Annotated in this window: 20 protein-coding genes; 13 read left to right on the forward strand and 7 right to left on the reverse strand. The window is 66.8% G+C overall.

The window, feature by feature from the left end; all coding sequences use genetic code 11:
* Window positions 1–32: 32 nt before the first annotated feature.
* The 3 genes from yajC to queA all read right to left on the reverse strand — a co-directional run bounded on the left by yajC (window position 33) and on the right by queA (window position 2,764).
* Window positions 33–374, reverse strand: coding sequence for a preprotein translocase subunit YajC (yajC, locus tag ACO1P8_RS20720; protein ID WP_486297753.1), 342 nt, complete (start codon window positions 372–374; stop codon window positions 33–35).
* 198 nt (window positions 375–572) lie between these two features.
* Complete coding sequence (gene tgt, locus ACO1P8_RS20725) at window positions 573–1,709, reverse strand: tRNA guanosine(34) transglycosylase Tgt (protein ID WP_486297754.1); 1,137 nt, start codon at window positions 1,707–1,709, stop codon at window positions 573–575.
* On the reverse strand, window positions 1,706–2,764 hold the full coding sequence (gene queA, locus ACO1P8_RS20730; protein ID WP_486297755.1) for a tRNA preQ1(34) S-adenosylmethionine ribosyltransferase-isomerase QueA: 1,059 nt from the start codon (window positions 2,762–2,764) through the stop codon (window positions 1,706–1,708). Before queA ends, tgt begins: the two co-directional genes overlap by 4 nt.
* 193 nt (window positions 2,765–2,957) lie before the next feature.
* Between queA and dacB the strand changes: the two genes are divergently transcribed.
* On the forward strand, window positions 2,958–4,364 hold the full coding sequence (dacB, locus tag ACO1P8_RS20735) for a D-alanyl-D-alanine carboxypeptidase/D-alanyl-D-alanine endopeptidase (RefSeq protein WP_486297770.1): 1,407 nt from the start codon (window positions 2,958–2,960) through the stop codon (window positions 4,362–4,364).
* Window positions 4,365–4,406: 42 nt separating this feature from the next.
* Window positions 4,407–5,045: a uracil phosphoribosyltransferase gene (gene upp / locus ACO1P8_RS20740; protein WP_094840271.1), complete on the forward strand. Its 639-nt coding sequence runs from the start codon at window positions 4,407–4,409 to the stop codon at window positions 5,043–5,045.
* Between the two features lie 45 nt (window positions 5,046–5,090).
* On the opposite strand, the gene cysG is transcribed toward upp, so the two are convergent.
* Window positions 5,091–6,506: a siroheme synthase CysG gene (gene cysG, locus ACO1P8_RS20745; protein WP_486297756.1), complete on the reverse strand. Its 1,416-nt coding sequence runs from the start codon at window positions 6,504–6,506 to the stop codon at window positions 5,091–5,093.
* 441 nt (window positions 6,507–6,947) lie between these two features.
* Between cysG and ACO1P8_RS20750 the strand changes: the two genes are divergently transcribed.
* The 4 genes from ACO1P8_RS20750 (at window position 6,948) to ACO1P8_RS20765 (ending at window position 9,050) form a co-directional block, all read left to right on the forward strand.
* Window positions 6,948–7,637, forward strand: coding sequence for a hypothetical protein (locus ACO1P8_RS20750; protein WP_486297771.1), 690 nt, complete (start codon window positions 6,948–6,950; stop codon window positions 7,635–7,637).
* Window positions 7,638–7,782: 145 nt separating this feature from the next.
* Window positions 7,783–8,097, forward strand: coding sequence for an ElaB/YgaM/YqjD family protein (locus tag ACO1P8_RS20755; protein ID WP_094840273.1), 315 nt, complete (start codon window positions 7,783–7,785; stop codon window positions 8,095–8,097).
* 102 nt (window positions 8,098–8,199) lie between these two features.
* The gene (locus ACO1P8_RS20760; RefSeq protein WP_486297757.1) at window positions 8,200–8,655 is read left to right on the forward strand and encodes a phage holin family protein; all 456 of its coding nucleotides are present in this window, start codon (window positions 8,200–8,202) and stop codon (window positions 8,653–8,655) included.
* Entirely contained in the window at window positions 8,652–9,050 is a 399-nt protein-coding gene (locus ACO1P8_RS20765; RefSeq protein WP_486297758.1) for a hypothetical protein, read from the forward strand. The genes ACO1P8_RS20760 and ACO1P8_RS20765 overlap by 4 nt, the downstream gene beginning before the upstream one ends.
* On the opposite strand, the gene ubiD is transcribed toward ACO1P8_RS20765, so the two are convergent.
* Complete coding sequence (gene ubiD / locus ACO1P8_RS20770) at window positions 9,007–10,551, reverse strand: 4-hydroxy-3-polyprenylbenzoate decarboxylase (protein WP_486297759.1); 1,545 nt, start codon at window positions 10,549–10,551, stop codon at window positions 9,007–9,009. The two genes, ACO1P8_RS20765 and ubiD, sit on opposite strands and share 44 nt — an antisense overlap.
* Window positions 10,552–10,695: 144 nt before the next feature.
* Here ubiD and ACO1P8_RS20775 point away from each other — a divergent pair, with 144 nt between their 5' ends.
* A complete protein-coding gene (locus ACO1P8_RS20775) occupies window positions 10,696–11,553 on the forward strand; it encodes a transglycosylase SLT domain-containing protein (RefSeq protein WP_486297760.1) in 858 nt (285 codons plus the stop codon).
* A gap of 7 nt (window positions 11,554–11,560) precedes the next feature.
* On the opposite strand, the gene ACO1P8_RS20780 is transcribed toward ACO1P8_RS20775, so the two are convergent.
* The gene (locus ACO1P8_RS20780) at window positions 11,561–12,724 is read right to left on the reverse strand and encodes a pyridoxal phosphate-dependent aminotransferase (protein ID WP_486297761.1); all 1,164 of its coding nucleotides are present in this window, start codon (window positions 12,722–12,724) and stop codon (window positions 11,561–11,563) included.
* Window positions 12,725–12,768: 44 nt separating this feature from the next.
* Between ACO1P8_RS20780 and ACO1P8_RS20785 the strand changes: the two genes are divergently transcribed.
* The 3 genes from ACO1P8_RS20785 to ACO1P8_RS20795 all read left to right on the forward strand — a co-directional run bounded on the left by ACO1P8_RS20785 (window position 12,769) and on the right by ACO1P8_RS20795 (window position 17,136).
* A complete protein-coding gene (locus ACO1P8_RS20785) occupies window positions 12,769–13,713 on the forward strand; it encodes an FAD-binding protein (RefSeq protein WP_486297762.1) in 945 nt (314 codons plus the stop codon).
* 299 nt (window positions 13,714–14,012) lie between these two features.
* Window positions 14,013–16,301: an NADP-dependent malic enzyme gene (locus ACO1P8_RS20790; protein ID WP_486297763.1), complete on the forward strand. Its 2,289-nt coding sequence runs from the start codon at window positions 14,013–14,015 to the stop codon at window positions 16,299–16,301.
* A 370-nt stretch (window positions 16,302–16,671) separates the two neighbouring features.
* Window positions 16,672–17,136, forward strand: coding sequence for a barstar family protein (locus tag ACO1P8_RS20795; RefSeq protein WP_486297764.1), 465 nt, complete (start codon window positions 16,672–16,674; stop codon window positions 17,134–17,136).
* On the opposite strand, the gene ACO1P8_RS20800 is transcribed toward ACO1P8_RS20795, so the two are convergent.
* On the reverse strand, window positions 17,118–17,891 hold the full coding sequence (locus ACO1P8_RS20800) for a 16S rRNA (uracil(1498)-N(3))-methyltransferase (protein ID WP_486297765.1): 774 nt from the start codon (window positions 17,889–17,891) through the stop codon (window positions 17,118–17,120). The two genes, ACO1P8_RS20795 and ACO1P8_RS20800, sit on opposite strands and share 19 nt — an antisense overlap.
* Window positions 17,892–18,086: 195 nt before the next feature.
* Between ACO1P8_RS20800 and tkt the strand changes: the two genes are divergently transcribed.
* The 3 genes from tkt to ACO1P8_RS20815 form a co-directional block, all read left to right on the forward strand.
* The gene (gene tkt, locus ACO1P8_RS20805; RefSeq protein WP_486297766.1) at window positions 18,087–20,132 is read left to right on the forward strand and encodes a transketolase; all 2,046 of its coding nucleotides are present in this window, start codon (window positions 18,087–18,089) and stop codon (window positions 20,130–20,132) included.
* Between the two features lie 14 nt (window positions 20,133–20,146).
* Window positions 20,147–21,157: a type I glyceraldehyde-3-phosphate dehydrogenase gene (gap, locus tag ACO1P8_RS20810; RefSeq protein WP_094840283.1), complete on the forward strand. Its 1,011-nt coding sequence runs from the start codon at window positions 20,147–20,149 to the stop codon at window positions 21,155–21,157.
* A gap of 110 nt (window positions 21,158–21,267) precedes the next feature.
* Window positions 21,268–22,382: phosphoglycerate kinase (locus ACO1P8_RS20815; protein ID WP_486297767.1), on the forward strand; the 1,115-nt coding region annotated here is incomplete at its 3' end.

The following is a 22,382-nucleotide window of genomic DNA, read 5'->3' on the forward strand; positions in this document are numbered from 1 at the left end:
GCATGTGCATCGCCCGGGCCTCACTCGGACGCTTACAGCGCCTTGATGGTTCCCTTGGGCAGCACGGTGGAGACGGCGGATTTCTGGACGACCACTTCCACCGGCTTGTCGCCGGTTTCGGCGATTTCCACGGTGATATAGGTATCCGTGACACGGGTGACCTTGCCCAGCACGCCGCCGGCGGTGACGACTTCGTCGCCCTTGCTGAGCGCGGCAAGCAGGTTCCGGTGCTCTTTCTGGCGCTTCATCTGGGGCCGGATCATCAGGAAATACAGGATGACGAACATCAAGACGATGGGCAGGATGTTCATCAGCGCGCTTTCGGTGGCGGCTGCTTGGGCAACGACAACGCCTAGGGTGTCGGAAAAGGTCATCGGGTTCTCCTGAAGGGATCCGCCGCGCGGATCCGGTTATCGGGTTTTTGGTCTGATTTTGCGTTTTTTCGCGAGTCTGCGCATGCAGGACAGCCCGCTATTGTATCGGAGCTGACCGCGGGGGAAAGCCTCGTCCTCCAGGGGGCGCCGCCGGCCGCCGGGCGGGCGCGGCGCGCCCGGCGGCGGCCGGACATGCCGCTAATCCACGCCGCGCGCCCGATCGGCGGCGAATTGCGTCCGCCAGGCCTCGAAGCGGCCGGCCGCGATCGCCTCGCGCATCTCGCTCATCAGGGTCAGGTAGAAATGCAGGTTGTGCAGGGTGTTCAGCCGTGCCCCGGTGATTTCGTTGGCACGCTGCAGATGATGCAGATAGGCCCGGCTGAAATTCCCGCAGGTATGGCAGCCGCAGGTCGGGTCCAGCGGCCGGGTGTCGTCCCGGTAGCGGGCATTGCGGATCTTGACGTCGCCGTAGCGCGTGAATAGCCAGCCGTTGCGGGCGTTGCGGGTGGGCATGACGCAGTCGAACATGTCGACGCCCTGCGCGACGCCGGCCACCAGGTCTTCCGGCGTTCCCACCCCCATCAGGTAGCGCGGAGCCCCAGCGGGCAGGCGCGGCGCCACGTGCGCCAGGATGCGCATCATGTCCGCTTTGGGCTCACCCACGGACAGGCCGCCGATCGCATAGCCATGGAAACCGATGTCCAGCAGGCCGGCCAGCGATTCGTCGCGCAGCCGCTCGTACATGCCCCCCTGGACGATGCCGAACAGCGCATTCGGGTTGGCCAGCTGGTCGAAGGCGTCGCGCGATCGCCGCGCCCAGCGCAGCGACATCCGCATCGAGCGCGCGGCTTCCTCTTCCGTGGCCGCGCGGCCGTCGATTTCATAGGGCGTGCATTCGTCGAACACCATGACGACGTCGGAATTCAGCGCGCGCTGGATGCGCATGGATTCCTCTGGCGTCAGGAACAGGCGCGCGCCGTCGATGGGCGAGGCGAAGCGGACGCCTTCCTCGGTGATCTTGCGCATGCCTTGCAGGCTGAACACCTGGAAGCCCCCGGAATCGGTCAGGATGGGCTTGTTCCAGCCCATGAAACCGTGCAGGCCGCCATGCTTTTCCATGACTTCGGTGCCTGGTCGCAGCCATAGGTGGAAGGTATTGCCCAGCACGATCTGCGCGCCGATGTCCGCCAGCTCGTGCGGCAGCATGGCCTTGACGCTGCCGTAGGTGCCAACGGGCATGAAAATCGGGGTTTCCACGACGCCGTGGTTCAGCGTCATGCGGCCGCGCCGCGCGGCGCCATCGGTGGCAAGCAGTTGAAAATCGAGTCCGGTCATGATGTCTGGGCCGAGGCCGCTTCGATGAACATGGCGTCGCCGTAGCTGAAAAAACGGTAGCGTTGCGCCACGGCATGGGCATAGGCGCGACGAATGGGCTCCATGCCCGCCAGCGCCGACACCATCATCAATAGCGTGGACTGCGGCAGGTGGAAATTGGTGATCAGGGCGTCCAGCGCCTTGAAGCGATATCCCGGCGTGATGAACAGCCGGGTATCGCCCTGCGTGGCCTGCAGCGGCAGGTGACGGGCGGCGGCCGATTCCAGTGCGCGCGCGCTGGTCGTCCCCACCGCGACGACGCGCCCGCCCGCCGCCCGGGCGGCGGCGACGGCATCCGCGGTGGCCTGGGGGACGGTGTACCACTCGGCATGCATGACGTGGTCGGCGATGTTTTCCACGCGTACGGGCTGGAAAGTGCCGGCGCCGACGTGCAGGGTAACGAATGCCCGCGTCACGCCCAGCGCCTGCAGGCGGTCCAGCATGGCCTGGTCGAAGTGCAGCCCGGCGGTGGGGGCCGCCACGGCGCCGGGTTCGCGCGCGTAGACCGTCTGGTAGCGCGTTTCGTCCTGGGCGTCGGCCGCGTGCGTGATGTAGGGAGGTAGCGGCGTGGCGCCGTGGGCATCCAGCAGCGCCAGCACATCGGCGGGAAACTCCAGGTCGAAGAGTTCGCCCGCGCGGCCGTGCACCACGGCGTCGAAAGCATCCGCCAGGCGCAGGACCGTACCCGGTCCCGGCGATTTGCTGGCGCGCACGTGGGCCAGTGCGCGGCGCGGGCCGGTGATGCGTTCGACCAGGACTTCGATCCTGCCGCCGCTGGCCTTGTGGCCGGTCAGCCGCGCCTTGATCACGCGCGTGTCGTTGAATACCAGCAGATCGCCCGGCCGCAGCAGGGCCGCGATGTCGGCGAAATGCCGATCGTGCAGGCCCCCTTGCGCATCCAGGTGCAGCAGGCGGCTGCCGCCGCGCTCGGCGCTGGGATGCTGGGCGATGAGCTCCGGCGGCAGCTCGTAGTCGAAGTCGGACAGGCGATGGGAAGGTGGAATGGACGGGGACACGCTGGATGTGGAAATCGTGACAAGCCAACCGGCGATTGTAGTAGGCCGGCCGCACGGCGCCGTTCATGCAAGGTATCCTTGGCGCTTTTGGCGTTGCGGCGACGGAAGCGGGCGGGGAATGATCGAGCAGTGGTTCAGGCGGATGGCGGGGTTGGCGGGGCGGGCGGCGGCCGGCTTGCTGGCCATATCGATGATGGGGGTGGCGCCGGACGGGGCGCGTGCCCAGGGCCTGGCGCCCGCCTCGGCCAATGCGTTGCCGCATGAACTGGCGTCGGCCTGGCGCGCCAGCAAGCTGCCCGGCGGGTCGCTGTCGCTGGTGGTGCAGGAATTGGGTGGGCAGCGGCTGCTTTCCATCAACGCCAAGCAGCCGCGCAATCCCGCCTCCGTGATGAAGCTGGTCACCACCTGGTCGGCGCTGTCCAGTCTCGGTCCCGATTACGTCTGGCGCACGGAACTGCTATCGGATCCGGGTGCCCGCCTGGGGGCCAATGGCGTACTGGCCGGTCCGCTGTACCTGCGTGCCAGCGGCGACCCCTTGTTCCTGATGCAGGATTTGTGGAGCCTGCTGCGCGATCTGCGCCTGCACGGAGTCCGGCAAATCGGCGATCTGGTAATCGACCGCACCATATTCGGGACGGTCGCCACCGACCCCGGCGCCTTCGACGGCGCGCCCGACCGTCCCTATAACGCCAGTCCCGACGCGCTCATGGTGGGCTTCGGGGCGGTACGCCTGGTGTTCCTGCCTGATCCTGTCGCGCGGCGCTGGCGGCCCGTGATCGATCCGCCGGTGCCGGGCGTCACCGTCGAGGGGCAGGTCGAATGGAGCGATGCGGTTTGTCCCGGCGCCCCGGAAGTCGCCACCGAGCCCGTCATTACGCAGGCGGGCATCACGCTGCGGCTGGCCGGCAAGGTCGCCGGTTCCTGCGGAGAATTCAGCCTGTACCGCCTGGCGCTGTCCCAGCCGGACTACGCGACCGCGGTTTTCCGCTTGCTGTGGCGCGAACTGGGCGGCACCTTTACCGGCCAGGTGCGCGCCGGCATGGTTCCGCCGGATGCGGTGCCCCTGGTTGCCCATGACTCGCCGCCGCTGTCCGACATCATCCGTGCGATCAATAAGCGCAGCAATAATGTCATGGCGCGCCTCATGCTGTTGACCATGGGCGCGGAAGAGGGACGTCGTCCCGCCACGCCGGCCACCGGCGCGGCGGTCGTGCGCCGTGTGCTGGACAGCCAGGGGCTCTCCATGCCGGAGCTGGTCATTGACAATGGATCGGGCCTGTCCCGTATCGGCCGCGTGTCCGCGGATAGCCTGGCCTCGCTGCTGACCGTGGCATGGAATTCGCCCTATATGCCGGAATTCATGTCTTCGCTGGCGATCGCCGGCGTCGACGGGACGGTGCGCCGTCGTCTGCGCGGCAAGGATACGCGCGGAATGGCCCACCTGAAAACCGGCTCACTGGCCAATGTGCGGGCGATAGCGGGCTACGTGCTGGGCAACAGCGGCAAACGCTATGTCGTCGTCAGTATCGTCAACGACGAGCGCGCCGATGCCGTGCGCCCCTTCGACGATGCGCTCATCAAGTGGCTGGCCGATCGCTGAGCGCCCGGCTACGATTCGATCCATCGATATCGGAGAACCCCAATGCCCGTGCACGAAATACGCCATCCGCTGATCCGCCACAAGCTGGGCATCATGCGCCGCGCGGACCTGAGCACCAAAAGTTTCCGCGAGCTGTCCCAGGAAGTCGCCGCCTTGCTTACCTACGAGGCATGCAAGGACCTGCCCCTCGAACCGTGCCAGATACAGGGCTGGAGCGGCACCGTGGATGTGGAAAAGCTGGCCGGCAAGAAGATTACGGTGGTGCCCATCCTGCGGGCCGGCATCGGCATGCTCGACGGGGTGCTGACGCTGGTGCCCGGCGCCAAGGTCAGCGTGGTGGGGCTGGCGCGCAACGAGGAAACCCTGCAGGCCCATACCTATCTGGAGCGCCTGGTCGCCGAGCTGGACCAGCGCGTCGCGCTGATCGTGGACCCGATGCTCGCGACCGGCGGCTCGATGTGCGCGACCATCGATATGCTCAAGCGCGCCGGTTGTCGCGACATCCGTGCGCTGGTGCTGGTGGCGGCGCCCGAAGGTATCGCGCGGCTCGACCGGGAGCACCCCGACGTCCAGGTCTATACGGCGTCGATCGACCAGGGCCTGAACCAGGACGGCTATATCATCCCCGGCCTGGGTGACGCCGGCGACCGCATTTTCGGCACCCGCCAGACCGCCGAATAGGCGCTTGACCGCCGGGGGGCAAGGCGGTTCCCGCTTGGCTCGCCTTCACCCGGCCGTCGCGGCGGCCATGCCGTCGATATGTTCCCCGAACCAGTGCAGCTCGTTGGCCAGCGCGGCCACGCTGCCGACGATCAGCAGGGCGGGCGCGTGGATGGCATGCGTCCGCGCCAGATCTGCCAGGTCTTCCAGCCGTCCGGTCAGTACCCGTTGTTCGGGCCGGCTGCCGTTTTCCACCAGGGCGAAGGGCGTATCGGCCGGCCGGCCATGTTCCCGCAGCCCCCGCGACAGCGGCTCCAGTTGGCCGACGCCCATATAGAACGCCAGGGTCTGGTTACCGGCGGCCAGCGCCGCCCAATCCGGAGTGGCGGCATCGTCGCGGCAATGTGCGGTGATCAGATGCAGGGACTGGGCATGTTCCCGGTGCGTCAGCGGAATGCCTGCATGCGCCGCGCAGGCCAGCGCCGCCGTTACCCCGGGCACCACTTCGTAGGGCACGCCGTGGGTGCGCAGGTGCTGCAGCTCCTCGCCGCCCCGCCCGAAAATGAACGCATCGCCGCCCTTGAGCCGCACCACGCGCCGTCCGTGCCGCGCCTGCTCGACCATCAAGGCGTGGATGCGTGCCTGCGTGGCGGCGTGATCTTCGCCCGGGCGCTTGCCCACGTCGATGCGTTCGGCGTCGCGCCGCGCCAGCGAGAGGATCCCGTCGCCGACCAGGCGGTCGTACAGGATGACGTCGGCTTCGTTCAAGGCCCGCAACGCCTTGAGCGTCAGCAGGCCGGGGTCGCCGGGGCCGGCGCCCACCAGCATCACACTGCCGGCCGGTGTTTGCTGGGGCTGCGCCAGGGCGGTTTCCAGGGCCTGCGCGGCCTGCTCCGGCCGTGCCTGCCGCAGCAGCGCGGCAACGGGTCCGTCCAGCAGGCGGTCGTAGAAGCGTCGCCGGGCGCCCAGGTCCGGCAGCCGTTCCCGGATGCGGGCGCGGTAGCGCGCCGCCAGCTCGGCCAGCGGACCCAGCGCGTGATCGAACATCGATTCGATGCGTTCCCGCAGCCGCCTGGCCAGTACCGGCGCCACGCCGGAAGAGGAAATCGCCACGATGAGCGGCGAGCGGTCGACGATGGACGGCACCTGGAAGGAAGACAGGGCGGAATCGTCCACCACATTGGCCAGGATGCGGCGCGCCCCGGCCGCCGCGGCCACCTGCGCATTGACCTGTGCGTCATCGGTGGCCGCGACCACCAGCCAGGCGTCGTCCAGCCAGCCATCGTGGAAGCGTCCTGCCAGGTGGGCCACTTTGCCGTCCCGGACCATGGCGGACAGCTCGGCATTCAATTCCGGCGCGCCCACGCGTACGAACGCGCCGGCCTCCAGCAACGCTTGGGCCTTGCGCGCGGCGACGGCGCCGCCGCCTACCACCAGCACCAGGCGCTGGTTCAGGTCGGCAAACAGGGGAAATAGCTTCATGGCGGGTGAGGAGGAGGGAGCGGCACGAGCCCATTTCCGCGATGCGGCATGGGCAGGGCCTCCATTCTAGAAAGCCGGCATCTCGCGTGGAACGAAGATGTGGGTATGTTCATATAAACAAAAGAAATATTTGCGTAGGGTTTTATGTCTGGGTGGCATATGCGGCGCGCCGTCCGCGTGCGGGCCCGGCACGCGCCGGAGGCGGCCGGGGCAGGGGCGTGCGGGGCGAACAGCTTGGCGCGCGGCCCGCATGGCGCGGTGTAGTATCGATGCACCCGCCCGTTCCCATGGGCGGCCGTTTCGATGAGGTCTCCAATCGTGTATCCGCATTCTCCTCATGACGCCGCGCCGGCCTGCCCCCCGTCGCCGGGGCGTTCTACGCTGCGGAAGCCGCCGCGCGCGGCGGCTGTTCCGGCGTATGGCGCCCTGGCCGTCGTCGCCATGCTGCTGGCCGCGGGCAACGCGCAAGCCGGCGTCTGCGATGCCCAATTCATCCGCAACGGCGGCCAGGTGCAGTTGACGGGCTCCGGCAACTTGCAACTGGGCGCCGACCTGGCGTTTGCTGACGTAACCAAAAGCAATGGTGAGAACTGCCGCGCCCGGGTCACCGGCGTGGCTACGTTCTCCTATGCCGGCCTGCCGCCGGGCAAGTCCAGGCTGGACTATCTGATGACCGTGCACAACGGCCAGGCCAGTTTCGTGCGCTACGAAAGCGCAGGTGAAAAACCCGTGTCCGAAGGGCAGTTCGACCTGCGCATGCTGGGCCTGTTCGCCTACGACGGCAAAATCAGCGGGCCGGGCCAGAAACTGCCGGGCGCGAACTTCCGCCTGAATATCGGCAAAGAGGCCCCTGTGGGAGGGACGCCCAGTACCACGGTACGCATCGGCCAGAAGACGGTCGGCACGCGACGCACGATGGACACGGCGCTCGGCAAGCAATCCTGCTGGCCGATTTCCTATCGGCGCGATACCGATCCGACCATGGCGACCTTCAAGGGTTTGACCATCCCCATCCCGGCGTTGAATACCACCGTCACCGATTGGTATTGCCCCGCCGTCAACCTGGTGATGAAGCAGGACATCGACCAGCAGGGCATTAAATCCGCCGTCGAAATAACCCAGATCAAATAAAGCCGCGTTGCATCGTGGCATGCTCTTACGGTCCGCGGCATGCCGCAGCGGACGTAGCAGTCGGTAGCAATAGGGGGCTTGAGGCAAAGCCCCGCTGGTATCATTGTTTCCGTCCAGGACATGCAACACAAGAAAAGGAACGAACATGAACGCGACATCTTCCGAAAACGCTAAAGAGAACCTGATCGACAGCGTCAAGAGCAGCCTGAACGATGCGGAAAGCCTGCTGCGCGAAGCCGCCGCGAGTACCGGCGACAAGGCCGCCGAACTGCGCGACCGTGCCATGACCTCGCTCAAGCGCACCCGCGAAACGCTCTACGAGGTGCAGGACGCAGTGGTCGAGCGTGGCCGCAAGGCGGCCCGGGCGACGGACGACTACGTCCATGACAATCCCTGGCAGGCTATCGGCATTGCCGGCCTGACCGGCTTGCTCCTCGGTCTGCTGATCAGCCGCCGCTAAGGCGACGGGGCGTCCGGCAGCGCCTGTGAACCGCCGCGCCCCGCGCCCGGCTGCACCGCTTTCATGCGTCGCGGGTGGCGCGGAGCGCAATGGAATACTCATATGCCTTTACGCAAATCCCTGCTCGGTGTCGCCTCCAGCCTGGTTGAATTGGGGCGCACGCGTTTCGAGCTGCTGGCGCTGGAAGCGTCCGCGGAGAAAGGCCGGCTGCTGAAGCTGCTGGGCTGTTCCTTCGCGGCCCTGCTGTTCCTGACCCTGGCCGTGCTGGTGTTCTCGATCCTGGTGGCCGTGTATTTCTGGCCCACCGATGAGCGCTACATGGCGCTGGGGGCGCTGGCGGCTGTCTATGCCGTGCTGGGCGTGATCCTTCTCTTCATCGTGCGCCGCACCTTGACGACGGGCCCGGCGCCCTTCGCGGCCACGCTGGAGGAACTGGCGCGCGACGCCCAATTGCTGGACCATCTGCGCATCAAGGCGCAAGAGGAAGAAGAAGCGGAGCGGCGCGCCGAAGCGGCACGCGAGGCCCGCGCCGCCCGCCGCCGGGAGCCCGCGCCATGAATAAATTGTCCCCCGAGGTCGATCGCCAGGTCCGCATCGAACTGCTGCGCGCCCGCGCGGCCGTGGAGCGCGAAGCGCTGCTGCACAACGTTGTCGGACTGACCGACTCCCTGTCGCCCTCGCATCTGGTGAAGGCGCTGATGCCGCGCCTGGGCGTCAGCAATATGCCGGGGCTCGCGCTGCAGGCTTTTTCCCTGGTGCGCCGCTATCCGGTCATCATGTCGTCGCTGTCGGCGATCTTCCTGCGCGGCAAGCGGTCCCGGCTATTGAAGCTGGTCGGCGCCGCGGCGGTCGGGTGGCAGGTCTATCGTGGCTGGCAGGCGCGACAGGCGCAAGGGCACGGCGACGGCCCTACAAGCCCAGTTCCCCCCACATCGCGTCCACCTTCCGTTTGACGGCTTCGTCCATGAGTATGGGCCGGCCCCATTCGCGGTCGGTCTCGCCCGGCCATTTGTTGGTGGCGTCCAGGCCCATCTTGCCGCCCAGCCCGGAAACCGGCGAGGCGAAATCCAGGTAATCGATCGGAGTGCGTTCCACCAGCGTGGTATCGCGCACCGGGTCCATGCGGGTCGTCATCGCCCAGACGACCTCTTTCCAGTCGCGCGGGTCGACGTCCTCATCCACGACCACGATGAACTTGGTGTACATGAACTGGCGCAGCACGCTCCACAGGCCGAACATGACGCGCTTGGCGTGGCCGGCGTATTGCTTGCGGATGGATACCACGGCCAGGCGGTAGCTGCAGCCTTCGGGTGGAAGGTAGAAGTCGACGATCTCGGGCAACTGGCGGCGCAGCAGGGGCACGAAGACTTCGTTCAACGCCACTACCAGGACTGCCGGCTCGTCCGGCGGCTTGCCGGTGTAGGTGGAGTGGTAAATGGGATCGCGCCGCATGGTGATGCGGTCCACCGTGAACACCGGAAACCAATCGCGTTCGTTGTAATAGCCGGTGTGATCGCCGTAGGGGCCCTCCAGCGCCATTTCGTAGCCGGTATCCGCCGGCGGCGCGGCGCCGACGGGCACCGACGGTGCCCGCGCCCGTGGATCCGTGCTGGGCAACAGGTGCCCCTCCAGGACGATTTCCGCGTAGGCGGGGACCGACAGATCGCTGCCCAGCGCCTTGGCCACTTCCGTGCGCGACCCGCGCAGCAGGCCCGCGAACTGGTATTCGGACAGGGTGTCCGGGACCGGGGTGACGGCGCCCAGGATGGTCGCGGGATCCGCGCCTAGCGCCACGGCGATCGGAAAAGGCTGGCCGGGATGGGCCTGGGCATGTTCGCGGAAATCCAGCGCGCCGCCGCGATGCGACAGCCAGCGCATGATCAGCTTGTTGCGGGCGATCGGCTGTTGCCGGTAGATGCCCAGGTTCTGGCGGCGCGCGCGCGGCCCCTTGGTGATGACCAGTCCCCAGGTCAACAGCGGCGCGACGTCGCCGGGCCAGCAGGTTTGCAGGGGCACGCGGGAGAGATCGACATCGTCGCCCTCCAGGACGATCTCCTGGCACGCGGGGCCGCGGACGTTCTTCGGGCTCATGTCCCACAGGGCGGCTTTCAGCATCGCCACTTTGGCAAAGGCATCGCGCAGGCCCTTGGGGGCTTCGGGCTCGCGCAGGGACGCCAGCAACTCGCCGGTTTCGCGCAGGGCCTGCACATCGTCGGCGCCCATGCCCCAGGCGACGCGGCGCGGCGTCCCGAACAGATTCGCCAGCACCGGCATCGTGGCGGGCGCATCCTGGTGGCGGGCGTTCTCGAACAGCAGTGCCGGCCCGCCGGCGCGCAGTACGCGATCGGCGATCTCCGTCATTTCCAGGTGGGTGGAGACAGGAGCGGCGATGCGCTTGAGCTCGCCGCGCGCTTCGAGTTGGGCGATGAAATCTCTTAAATCTCGGTATTTCACGGGAGGCCTACGGGAGAGCGGATGTGAATTCGCAGAAGTTAGGCAAACTTGCTTAACGTTGCATGTTACTTGCGGGATTTGTTACATATGGGCAGCCGATAAGAGGTTAACATCCCCTTCCCTATAAAACGCAGGAGGTCTCCAATGCCTTATGCGTCAGTGGCCAGTTATCCGTTCAGGCAATTGGCACAAGGCGTTCACCGCTATATCGGCGAATGGCTGCGAATCTGTGCCGTCTACCTCGGCATCGCCGTCATCGTCACCGTTAGCATGGGTTTGGCTCTGCCTGGTCTGCGCGACCAGGCGCTGCAGGTTCACAAGGCTTTGTTGACGGCGCTCGCGCCCGCGACGGTCCCGCCCACGGGCTCCGACAGCGCGCTGGCGGACGCCGATACCGCTGCCGACCTCGATCTCGACACGGACAAGCCATCCGATGCGCCCGGCGTGGTTGCGCTTGCCGTACCCGAAGCGGGCAGTAACGCCACCGCCTTTCTTACCCCGTTGCCGCATCCCGTGACCAAATCCGCGCCGCGGGGAGATATCGTGAGCAGCGCGCAAACCGAAGCGCTGCGCAACTATATCTCGCGCAAGTACAAAGTGGCATCCGATGCGACCGCCGTGCTGGTCAATACGGCGTACAAGGTCGGGCGCGAGCTGAAGGTGGATCCCTTGTTGCTGCTGGCGGTCATTGCCGTGGAATCCCGCTACAACCCCTTTGCCGAAAGCAGCGTGGGGGCCCAAGGCCTGATGCAGGTGATGACCAGCGTCCACCAGTCCAAATTCGATGCCTACGGCAAGAAGGGCGCACTGGATCCGGTCGCCAATATCCGCGTCGGCGCCGGCATCCTTAAGGATTGCATCAAGCGTCGCGGCTCCGTCGCGGCCGGACTGGCCTGCTATGTCGGCGCCAGCGGCCCGAACGATGGCGGCTACGGCGACAAGGTCCAGGCCGAGCGGCGCCGGCTGGCCCTGGCGTCCGGTATTCCGCTGGCACGCGAATAGCCTGCCTTCAGCGCAGCCCCGCCAGGAAGCCGCCGATGCGGCCGGCGGCGGCGCGCAACTGGTCCATGCCGGTGGTATATGCGAAGCGCATGCCGCGGCTGGCGTGGGCCGGGCCAAAATCCAGCCCCGGCACGGCCGCGACGCCGGCTTCGTGCAGCAGGCGGGTGGCGAAGCGGTCGCTGTCCATGCCCCAGCGCGAGATATCGGCATAGATATAGAAGGCGCCGTCCGGCTTGACCGGCACGTCGATACCCAGTTCCTGGAAGGCGCTCAGCAGGAAATCGCGACGCTGGCGGAACGCCAGCCGCCGGTCTTCATACAGCGCCAGCGTGTCGGGCGTGAAGCAGGCCAGGGCCGCATGCTGGGCCGGCGTGGGCGCGCAGATCGCCAGGCTCGCGGCCATTTTTTCCACGGTCGCCACCATCGCCTGCGGCACGATCAGCCAGCCCAGCCGCCAGCCCGTCATATTGAAGTACTTGGAAAAGCTGTTGATGACCACGACCTCGTCGTCCAGCGCCAGCGCCGAACGCGGCTCGCCGTCGTAGGACAGGCCCAGGTAGATTTCGTCCATCAGGGTAAAGCCGCCACGCGCCGCGGTTTCGCCCAGCAGTTCGGCCAGTTCGGCTTGCGCGATGGACGTGCCGGTGGGGTTGCTGGGCGATGCGATGATGGCGCCGCGGGTGCGCGACGTCCAATGTTCGCGCAGATCGGCCGCGGACAGCTGGAAGCGCTTGGCCGGCGTGCTGGGGATCAGCCGCGGCCGTCCGCCGGCCGCCAGCACGAAGTTGCTGTTGGCGGGATAGGATGGGTCGGGCATCAGAACTTCGTCGCCGGGATTGACCAGGGCCGCGCAGGCCAGGGACAGCGCGCCCGAGGCGCCGGACGTCACGATGACGCGGGCAGGGTCCACGTGCGCGCCGAAGCGGGTGTAGAAGCCGGCGATCGCCTCGCGCAAGGCGGTCAGCCCGGCCGGCGGGCTGTAGCCGCTCAGTCCGGCGCGCGCCGCGCGTTCCAGCGCTTCCACCACCTGTGGGGGCGCGGTAAAGTCCGGTTCGCCGATGCCCAGGCTGATAATGTCGCGTCCGGACGCCTGTAGCGCCTGGGCTTGCTTGAACACCTCCACCGCGTGAAAAGTCAGGAATTCATGAGTACGGTCGGCGAGGGAGAACATACGCTGGGTGCTATCGGCGGATATGAAGAAAAGGGATTGTAGTCATGCAGCCATCGCGACGCGCATTTCTCCTGGGGCGGGCGGCCCCGCGCACGCCGTGGCAGGTTTTCTGCCATAGCCTGCGCCGTGTCTGCGGCGGGGAGCTGAAGTCGATGCATGCCGGCGCTCCCGCCGCGGATCCCTCCGGCAGGGCGGTATCGCCGGCGGCCGGCGATGCGGTGCCCCAAGCCGCCTGGACGCCTCTGGCGACGGCGGATGTGCGGCAGGCCAGGGCGCTGTGCGCCGAGCATGGCATCCAACTGGCGCTGGCCGGATCGACGGTATCCACGGAAGGGCGGCCGGTGTTGTGGGTGGATCCCGCGCGGCTGGACCGCCTCGTGCGCGAACCGGGCCCGGTACCGCGCTGGCGCGCGGGCCCCGGCGTGACGCTGGGCGAGCTGGCGCAAGCCGGCTTGCGCCAGTTTGCCGGCGCCGCGCCCGGCTGCACCTTGGCGGCGTGGTTCGCCGACCGCGATGCGGCGTCCTGGCCTTCGGGCCGGGGCGATCTGTCCGGCGTGCACGCGGCCGATGTGCTGCTGGCCGACGGGGTGGCCGACACGCTGGGACCCTTCGGCGCGGACGATGGCCTGCCCTTGCGCAGCGCCGCATTGCAGCAATTGGTGCCGGCGCTGTTCCGTATGGCGGGTGCCGCCGAAGCCCAGTGGTGCCGGGAACAGCCTGCCTGGCCTGCGCACTACAGGCTCGATGCGCTATTGCCCCAGGCGCCCGCCACGCTGAACCTGGCCCGGATGCTGCATGGCCATGCGGGCACGCTGGCATGGCTGGAAAGCCTGGTACTGGAGCCGGCACCGATCGGATCCGCGGTCGCGGAGCAAGCCGGCGCGGCCGCCCGGGCCGATGCCTGCCTGCCGCCGGCCCAGGCGCGTGCGCTGGACAGGCGCGTCAAATCGCATTTCGATCCGGCCGGCGTCTTCCCCGAACTCGCATGAATCCGTGTGGCTTTTGCGCCGCAACCGTATCGTCCCGGCGGCGCGTGCCGCGCCTGCGATTCGTCGCGCGGCGGCGCCGCATTTCGGCCGGATTTCGTTGCCGGAGTAAGATTAAAGACTTTCCAGATGTAAGGGATGATGGCCAAGCCAGCATTGGCGCCGTCATCTCTTCCTGCGGCGAGGGCGCGCGAAAGCATGGGCGGTGGCCATTTCCGGCATCGTCTCCGGCGGCTAGCCTGTCAAAGGACTAGAATCCTGCGTTTTCGGTTTTCAACTTTCTTCACACGTATCAAGCGATCATGGACGCCAATCTGCGCAAGGCCGCGCTCGAATATCACGAGCAAGACCGCCCCGGCAAGATCTCGGTCACGCCGACCAAGCAACTGACCAACCAACGCGATCTGGCTTTGGCCTATACGCCCGGCGTCGCGGCCGCCTGCGAAGAAATCGTCACCGATCCGGTGAACGCCTACCGCTACACCAGCCGGGGCAATCTGGTCGGTGTGATCTCCAACGGTACGGCTGTGCTGGGCCTGGGCAACATCGGGGCACTGGCATCCAAGCCCGTGATGGAAGGCAAGGCGGTGCTGTTCAAGAAATTCGCCGGTCTGGATGTCTTCGACATCGAGATCAACGAGACCGATCCCGACAAACTGGTGGAAATCATCGCCGGCCTGGAGCCGACGTTCGGCGGCATCAACCTGGAAGACATCAAGGCGCCGGAATGCTTTGTCGTCGAGCGCAAGCTGCGCGAACGCATGAAGATTCCGGTCTTCCATGACGACCAGCACGGCACCGCCATCACCGTTTGCGCGGCCTTCATCAACGGCCTGAAGGTCGTGGGCAAGGACATCGCCAAGGTCAAGGTGGTCACCTCGGGCGCGGGCGCCGCGGCGCTGGCTTGCCTGGAACTGATGGTGGACCTTGGACTGCCCATCGAGAACATCTGGGTCACCGACATCGAAGGCGTGGTGTACGAAGGCCGTACCGCGCTGATGGATCCGGACAAGGCGCGGTTCGCGCGCAAGACGGAGCTGCGCAAGCTGGGCGAAGTGATCGAGGGCGCGGATGTATTCCTGGGCCTGTCCGCCGGCAATGTGCTCAAGCCCGATATGGTCGCCGCGATGGCCGCCCGCCCGCTGATCCTGGCGCTGGCCAATCCCACGCCGGAAGTGCTGCCCGAAGTCGTCAAGAGCGTGCGCGATGACGCCGTGATGGCGACTGGCCGTTCCGACTACCCGAACCAGGTCAACAACGTCCTGTGCTTCCCGTATATTTTCCGGGGGGCGCTGGATGTCGGTGCGACGACCATTACCCGCGGCATGGAAAAGGCGGCCGTGTACGCCATCGCCAAGCTGGCGCAGGAAGAACAGAGCGAGGTCGTGGCCGCGGCCTACGGTACCTTCGACCTCTGTTTCGGTCCCGAGTACTTCATTCCCAAGCCCTTCGATCCGCGTCTGATCGTGCGCATCGCGCCCGCCGTGGCCAAGGCCGCGATGGAAGAGGGCGTCGCGACGCGTCCGCTGGCCGATATGGACAACTATATCGAGCAGTTGCAGCAGTTTGTGTACCACTCCGGCGCTTTCATGAAGCCGCTGTTCGCGGCCTCCAAGCGCCTGGTGCGCGAGGGCGGCAAGGCGCGCGTCGTCTACACCGAAGGGGAAGACGAACGCGTGCTGCGCGCCGTACAGGTCGTGGTGGACGAAGGCCTGGCCAAGCCCATCCTGGTGGGCCGTCCCGCCGTGCTGGCCGCGCGCATCGAACGCCTGGGCCTGCGCATCCGCCTGGGCGAGGACGTTGAAGTCACCAATCCCGAATACGACGAGCGCTTCCATCGCTACTGGACCACGTATTGGGAATTGATGTGTCGCCGCGGCATCACCAAGGAAATGGCGCGCGTCGAAATGCGCCGCCGCCTGACCCTCATCGGCGCAATGATGGTGCACCTCGGCGACGCCGACGGCATGATCTGCGGCACGGTCGGCTCGTATGCGGACCACCTGCGCTTCATCGACGAAGTGATCGGCAAGCGGCCCGGCTGCAATGTGTACGCGGCCATGAGCATCCTGCTGTTGGCCGAGCGCACCGTCGTGCTGGTCGACACGCATATCAACGAGGAACCCAGCGCCGAGCAGATCGCCGAATTCACCATCGCCGCCGCGCAGGAAATGAATCGCCTGAACGTGGCGCCGAAGGTCGCGCTGCTGTCGCGTTCGAACTTCGGTTCGGGCAGTTCCTCGTCCGGCGCGAAGATGCGCGCGGCCTTGCAACTGGTGCGGGAGCGCGCGCCGGAGATCGAAATCGACGGTGAAATGCATGGCGATTGCGCGCTGGACGAAGAACTTCGCCTGCGCATCCTGCCGTCCTCCACGCTGAAGGGCACCGCCAACCTGCTGGTGTGCCCCAACGTCGATTCCGGCAACATCGCGTACAACCTGCTGAAGACCGCGGCGGGAGGCAACGTGGCCGTCGGGCCCTTCCTGCTGGGGGCCAACGCACCGGTGCACATCCTTACCTCCAGTTCCACGGTGCGCCGCATCGTGAACATGACGGCGCTCGCCGTGGTGGACGCCAACAACCGCCGCTAGGCGATTCCGCGCCCGCGACAGGGCCGGAAGAAGGCAGGCCGACAGGCGCCTTCTTCCGGCCCTAGTCTTTCGAGCGCCGGAAACGGGCCTCTCTCCATCGGCCTTTATATTCTCGATCGCAGGAAGCGGGTGCTGCCCGGCCCGGGACGCCGCGGAACCGGCTTCGCCCCCTTCAAGGGGGCGCGCGCACCGCTTGGCGGGCGAGACTTGCCCGGCGCTTTCCGGCGCCCAGGCGTCGACCGTGGATCGCGCGTGTATCGAGGCGGCGCAAAAACATGGCGCGATGCGATTGATCGAACCGGCTTATGCCGATACGATGCAGCGTATTCCGCGGGTGGTCGCGGTGGATTTTTTTGCAGGAGGTCCGAGCATGGCCAGAACCGGTCAGCCCGCATTGCAGCGACAGTTGCAGCGTGGCGGCGAGCTCGATGCCGCTGCGCTGGACAAGCAATCAGTGGTCGAGGCCGCTGGTGAACTGCGCGCGGCCTTGTACGTCGCGGACTGCGATCGGGCGCGCAACCGCTCGGCCGTCTTCCGCGCCATCGCCAAGGCGGTGGACTTCCCCATGCATTTCCGCAGCTTCGACGAACTTTCCGACTGCCTTTCCGACACCGTGCTGGATCAGAAGGTCGGTGTCGTGCTGTGGCTGTACAAACTGCACTCCGGCGATCCCGCGCTGGAGGAAGATGCCGCGCGCATCATCTCGATCTGCCAGGACGTTACCGAGTACGCGCGCGAAAACGGCCGGCTGTTCGCCTACATCGTCGAGCATGCCGGTGCCCACCCCGCGGCAGAGCCCGGCGTGGCCGCGGCGCGCTACGGCGAGGCCGATTGAAGCGGGCCGGCCGGCCCGGTTTCGTCCCAGGCCAGTAGCGCGGTCGTCGCGGCCACCAGGGCCAGTCCGGCGGTTTCGGTGCGCAGTACGCGGGGGCCGAAGCTGGCCGTAAGCACACCAGCTGCGCCGGCCGCCGCGCGCTCCGCATCCGACCAGCCTCCCTCCGGGCCCACCAGCAGTGCGATCGAACGGGTGTGCCGCGCCTCGTCCAGTATCGTCTTCAATGACGCGCCGCCTTCCGGGTGGCATAGCAGGCGCAGTCCGGTGGGCGGCGTTTCCAGCCAGCGCGCCAATGGCATCACGGGTTCGATGTGCATCAGCCGGTTGCGCCCGCATTGTTCGCTGGCGGACGCGGCAATGCGGCGCCAATGCGCCAGGCGCTTGTCCTGGCGCTCGCCGTTCAACTGCAGGACGCTGCGCTGGGCGGCGATGGGCACCAGTTGCCTTACGCCCAGCTCCACGGCCTTTTCGACGATCCAATCCATTTTGTCGCCCGACGGCAGCCCCTGGACCAGCGTGATTCCGCCGGCCAGTTCCGCCTCGCGCGCATCGTGGGCACCCAGTTCGGCGTGGACGGTCCGGCCGGCGATGCGCAGGGTGGCCGGGTATTCGCCGCCGTTGCCATCGAACAGCACCACCGTGTCGCCGTCGCGCAGCCGCAGCACCCGCGCGGCGTGGTGGGCGATGGCGTCGGGCAATTCGATGCGCGCGTGCGCGGAGAGCGCGAAGGGGCAGTGGAAGCGGGGACCGGGCATGAGGATGTCGTCGTGGCGTGCGTGGCGGAATCTTACCGCCCGGGCGGTGTCCACCGCCCGGGCGAGGCGGCATTACGCCGACCGGGGGAGGCCGCCCCGGCGGGCGGCTCCCGGCCCGGTGCTAAAATCGTGAGCTCTTCAAACCCTATACCCGGCCCTTTTTTGTACCTTCGCCGGGAGACGAGCCCTTCCAGCATGAGCAATCCGACCGCCCGACAACCTTCTTTGGCGGATGCTGTCCGCGCTTTGGCGATGGACGCCGTACAGCAGGCGAATTCCGGGCATCCGGGTGCTCCCATGGGGATGGCGGAGATCGCCCAGGCCCTGTGGACCCGTCATTTGCGCCACAATCCCGCCGACCCGGCCTGGCCCGGCCGCGACCGTTTCGTGCTGTCCAACGGGCACGGGTCGATGCTGTTGTATGCCTTGCTGCACCTGACCGGCTACGACCTGCCGATCGAAGAACTCAAGCAATTCCGCCAATTGCACTCGCGCACGCCTGGCCACCCGGAAGTCGGCATCACCGCCGGCGTCGAGACCACCACCGGGCCGCTGGGCCAGGGGCTGGGCAACGCGGTGGGCATGGCGCTGGCCGAAGCCCTGCTCGCGGCCGAGTTCAACCGCCCCGGCCATGCCGTGGTCGATCACCACACCTACGCCTTCGTGGGCGACGGCTGCCTGATGGAAGGCATCTCGCACGAGGTGTGCTCGCTGGCGGGCACGCTGCGCCTGTCCAAGCTGATCGTGCTGTATGACGACAACGGCATTTCCATCGATGGCAAGGTCGAAGCCTGGTTCGGTGACGACACCGCCAAGCGTTTCGAAGCCTACGGCTGGAATGTGATCCGCAGCGTCGACGGCCATGATGTCGACGCGGTCGATGGCGCCTTGCGCCAGGCCCGCGCCAATGCTGCCAGCCATGGCGGCCCCACGCTGATCGCCTGCCGTACCGTCATCGGCAAGGGCGCGCCCAATGTGGCGGGTACGGACAAAGTCCACGGCGCGCCGCTGGGCAAGGACGAGATCGCCGCCACCCGCGCCGCCCTGAACTGGCAATCCGAGCCCTTCGTCATTCCGGCTGACATCTACGAAGGCTGGGACGCGCGCCGCGCCGGTTCCGTCGCGCAGAACGAATGGCAGGGCCGTTTCGACGCCTATGCGCGGCAGTTTCCCATCGAAGCGGCGGAGTTCACGCGCCGCATGCGCGGCGAGCTGCCGGCCGATTTCGCCGACAAGGCGCGCGCATTCATCGCCGCCACCGTCGACAAAGCGGAAACCGTCGCCACGCGCAAGGCGTCGCAGTATGCGATCGGCGCGCTGGCGCAGGCGCTGCCGGAACTGCTGGGCGGCTCGGCCGACCTGACCGGTTCCAACTACACCGACTGGAAGGGCGTGGCGCCGGTTCGCGCCGGCGACAAGGCCATCCAGTTCGGCCGCCACATCAACTACGGCGTACGCGAATTCGGCATGGCCGCCATCATGAACGGCATCGCCCTGCATGGCGGCTACCTGCCTTTCGGCGGCACTTTCCTGACATTTTCGGATTACTCGCGCAACGGCCTGCGCATGGCCGCGCTGATGAAGCAGCGTGTCGTCCATGTTTTTACCCACGATTCCATCGGCCTGGGCGAAGACGGTCCGACGCATCAGTCCATCGAGCATGCCAACAGCCTGCGCCTGATCCCCAATCTGTCGGTGTGGCGTCCGTGCGATACGGCCGAAACCGCCGTTGCCTGGATAGAAGCCGTCAAGCGTCCGGCCAGCATCGGCATGGCGGTGCATGACGGCGGGCCGACCGCGCTGTTGCTGTCGCGCCAGAATCTGCCTTTCGTCCCCCGCGACGAGCAGACCCTGGCCGCGATCGCGCGCGGCGGATACGTGTTGCGCGATGCCCCGGATGCGCGCGCGGTAATCATCGCGACCGGTTCCGAAGTCGCGTTGGCGCTGGCCGCACAGGAATTGCTGGCCAAGGATGGCGTGGCCGTGCGCGTGGTATCGATGCCCAGTACGGACGTGTTCGACCGGCAGGATGCCCAATGGCGCGCCGGCGTGCTGCCCAAGGGCTTGCCGCGCGTCGCCGTCGAAGCCGGCACTACCGGCCTGTGGCACAAATACGTAGGGCTGGAGGGCGCGGTGGTCGGTATCGATCGCTACGGCGAATCGGCGCCGGCCGGCGCCCTGTTCCCCTTCTTCGGCCTGACCGCCGAAAAGGTCGCCGAGGCCGTCAAACAGGTTTTGTAAACGAGGAGCGAGTCATGACCATACGTGTTGCCATCAACGGCTACGGCCGCATCGGACGCAACGTGCTGCGCGCGCATTATGAAGGCGGCAAGAAGCACGCGATCGAGATCGTCGCCATCAACGACCTGGGCGATCCCAAGACCAACGCGCACCTGACGCGCTACGACACCGTCCATGGCCGCTTCCCCGGCACGGTCGAAGTGGATGGCGACTACATGGTCGTCAATGGCGACAAGATCCGCGTGCTGGCCAATCGCAACCCGGCGGAACTGCCCTGGGGCGAGCTGAAGGTGGACGTGGTGCTGGAATGCACCGGCTTTTTCACCAGCAAGGAAAAAGCCAGCGCCCATCTGAAGGGCGGCGCCAAGAAGGTGGTGATCTCCGCGCCGGGCGGCAAGGACGTGGACGCGACCGTGGTCTATGGTGTGAATCACCAGACGCTGAAGGCCGAGCACACCGTCATCTCCAACGCTTCCTGCACGACCAACTGCCTGGCGCCGCTGGTCAAGCCGCTGCACGACGAACTGGGCGTGGTATCGGGCCTGATGACCACGATCCACTCGTACACGAACGACCAGGTGTTGACCGACGTCTATCACGAGGATCTGCGCCGTGCCCGTTCGGCCACCATGAGCATGATCCCCACCAAGACCGGCGCGGCCGCGGCGGTGGGCCTGGTGCTGCCCGAGCTGAACGGCAAGCTGGACGGCTACGCCATCCGCGTGCCGACCATCAACGTGTCCATCGTCGATCTCTCTTTCATCGCCAAGCGCGAAACCTCGGTCGAGGAAGTAAACGGCATCCTGAAGGCGGCCTCGCAGGGCGCGCTCAAGGGTATCCTGGACTACAACACCGAACCGCTGGTCTCCGTCGACTACAACCATAATTCGGCATCCAGCACCTTCGACGCCACGCTGACCAAGGTATCCGGTACGCTGGTGAAGGTGTCGTCCTGGTATGACAACGAGTGGGGCTTCAGCAACCGCATGCTGGACACCACCGTCGCGCTGATGAACGCCAAGTAACGCGCATCGCGCATGGATAGACCATGAACAAAGGGGACGCGTGTCGTCCCCTTTGTTTTCCGTACGGCTGCGCGGGCCTGGCCGGCCCGTGCTCAGGGGAGCAGACAACTATGTCCAAGGTAAATACGCTGTCCGCGCTGGCGAAGTCCGGCGCCCTGCAAGGCAAGCGCGTGTTCATCCGCGCCGATCTCAACGTGCCGTTCGACGATGCCGGCAATATCTCGGAAGACACCCGTATCCGCGCGTCGGTCCCCGGCATCCGGATGGCGCTGGATGCCGGCGCGGCGGTGATGGTGACGTCCCACCTGGGCCGTCCGAAAGAAGGCCAGCTGACGGATGCCGATAGTCTGGCGCCGGTGGGGCGCCGCCTGTCGGAGCTGCTGGGCATGCAGGTGCCCCTGCTGCGCGATTGGGTGGACGGCGTGCAGGTCGCGCCGGGGCAGGTGGTGCTGCTGGAGAACTGCCGGGTGAACCCGGGCGAAAAGAAGAACGACGAAGGGCTGGCGCGCAAGATGGCGGCGTTGTGCGATGTCTATGTGAACGATGCTTTCGGTACCGCGCATCGCGCCGAAGCAACCACCCACGGCATTGCGCGCTTCGCGCCGGTGGCCTGCGCGGGCCCGCTGCTGGAAGCCGAACTGGATGCGTTGGGCCGCGCGCTGCACGAACCCAAGCGGCCGCTGGTGGCCATCGTGGGAGGGTCGAAGGTGTCCACGAAGCTCAGTATCCTGCAGTCGCTCGCCGGCAAGGTCGACCAGTTGGTGGTCGGTGGCGGCATCGCCAATACCTTCATGCTGGCGGCCGGCAAGTCCATCGGCAAATCGCTGGCCGAGGCGGACCAGAAAGGCGAGGCGGTGGCGGTGATGGACATCATGCGCAAGCGTGGCGCGGATGTCCCGATCCCGACGGATGTGGTGTGCGCGCCGTCCTTCGGGGCCGATGCGCCGGCCACGGTGAAGTCGGCCGATGATATCGGGGCGGACGACATGGTGCTGGATATCGGACCGCAGACGGCGCAGGCGCTGGCGGACATCCTGAGGAAAGCCGGGACCATCGTGTGGAACGGCCCGGTGGGCGTGTTCGAGTTCGAGCAGTTCTCGCACGGGACGGAAGTGATTGCCCGGGCGATCGCCGAATCCTCCGGCTTTTCCATCGCCGGCGGTGGCGATACGCTGGCGGCCATCGCCAAGTTCGGCATTACCGACAAGGTGGGGTATATCTCCAC

The organism is Bordetella sp. (genome assembly GCF_057362025.1).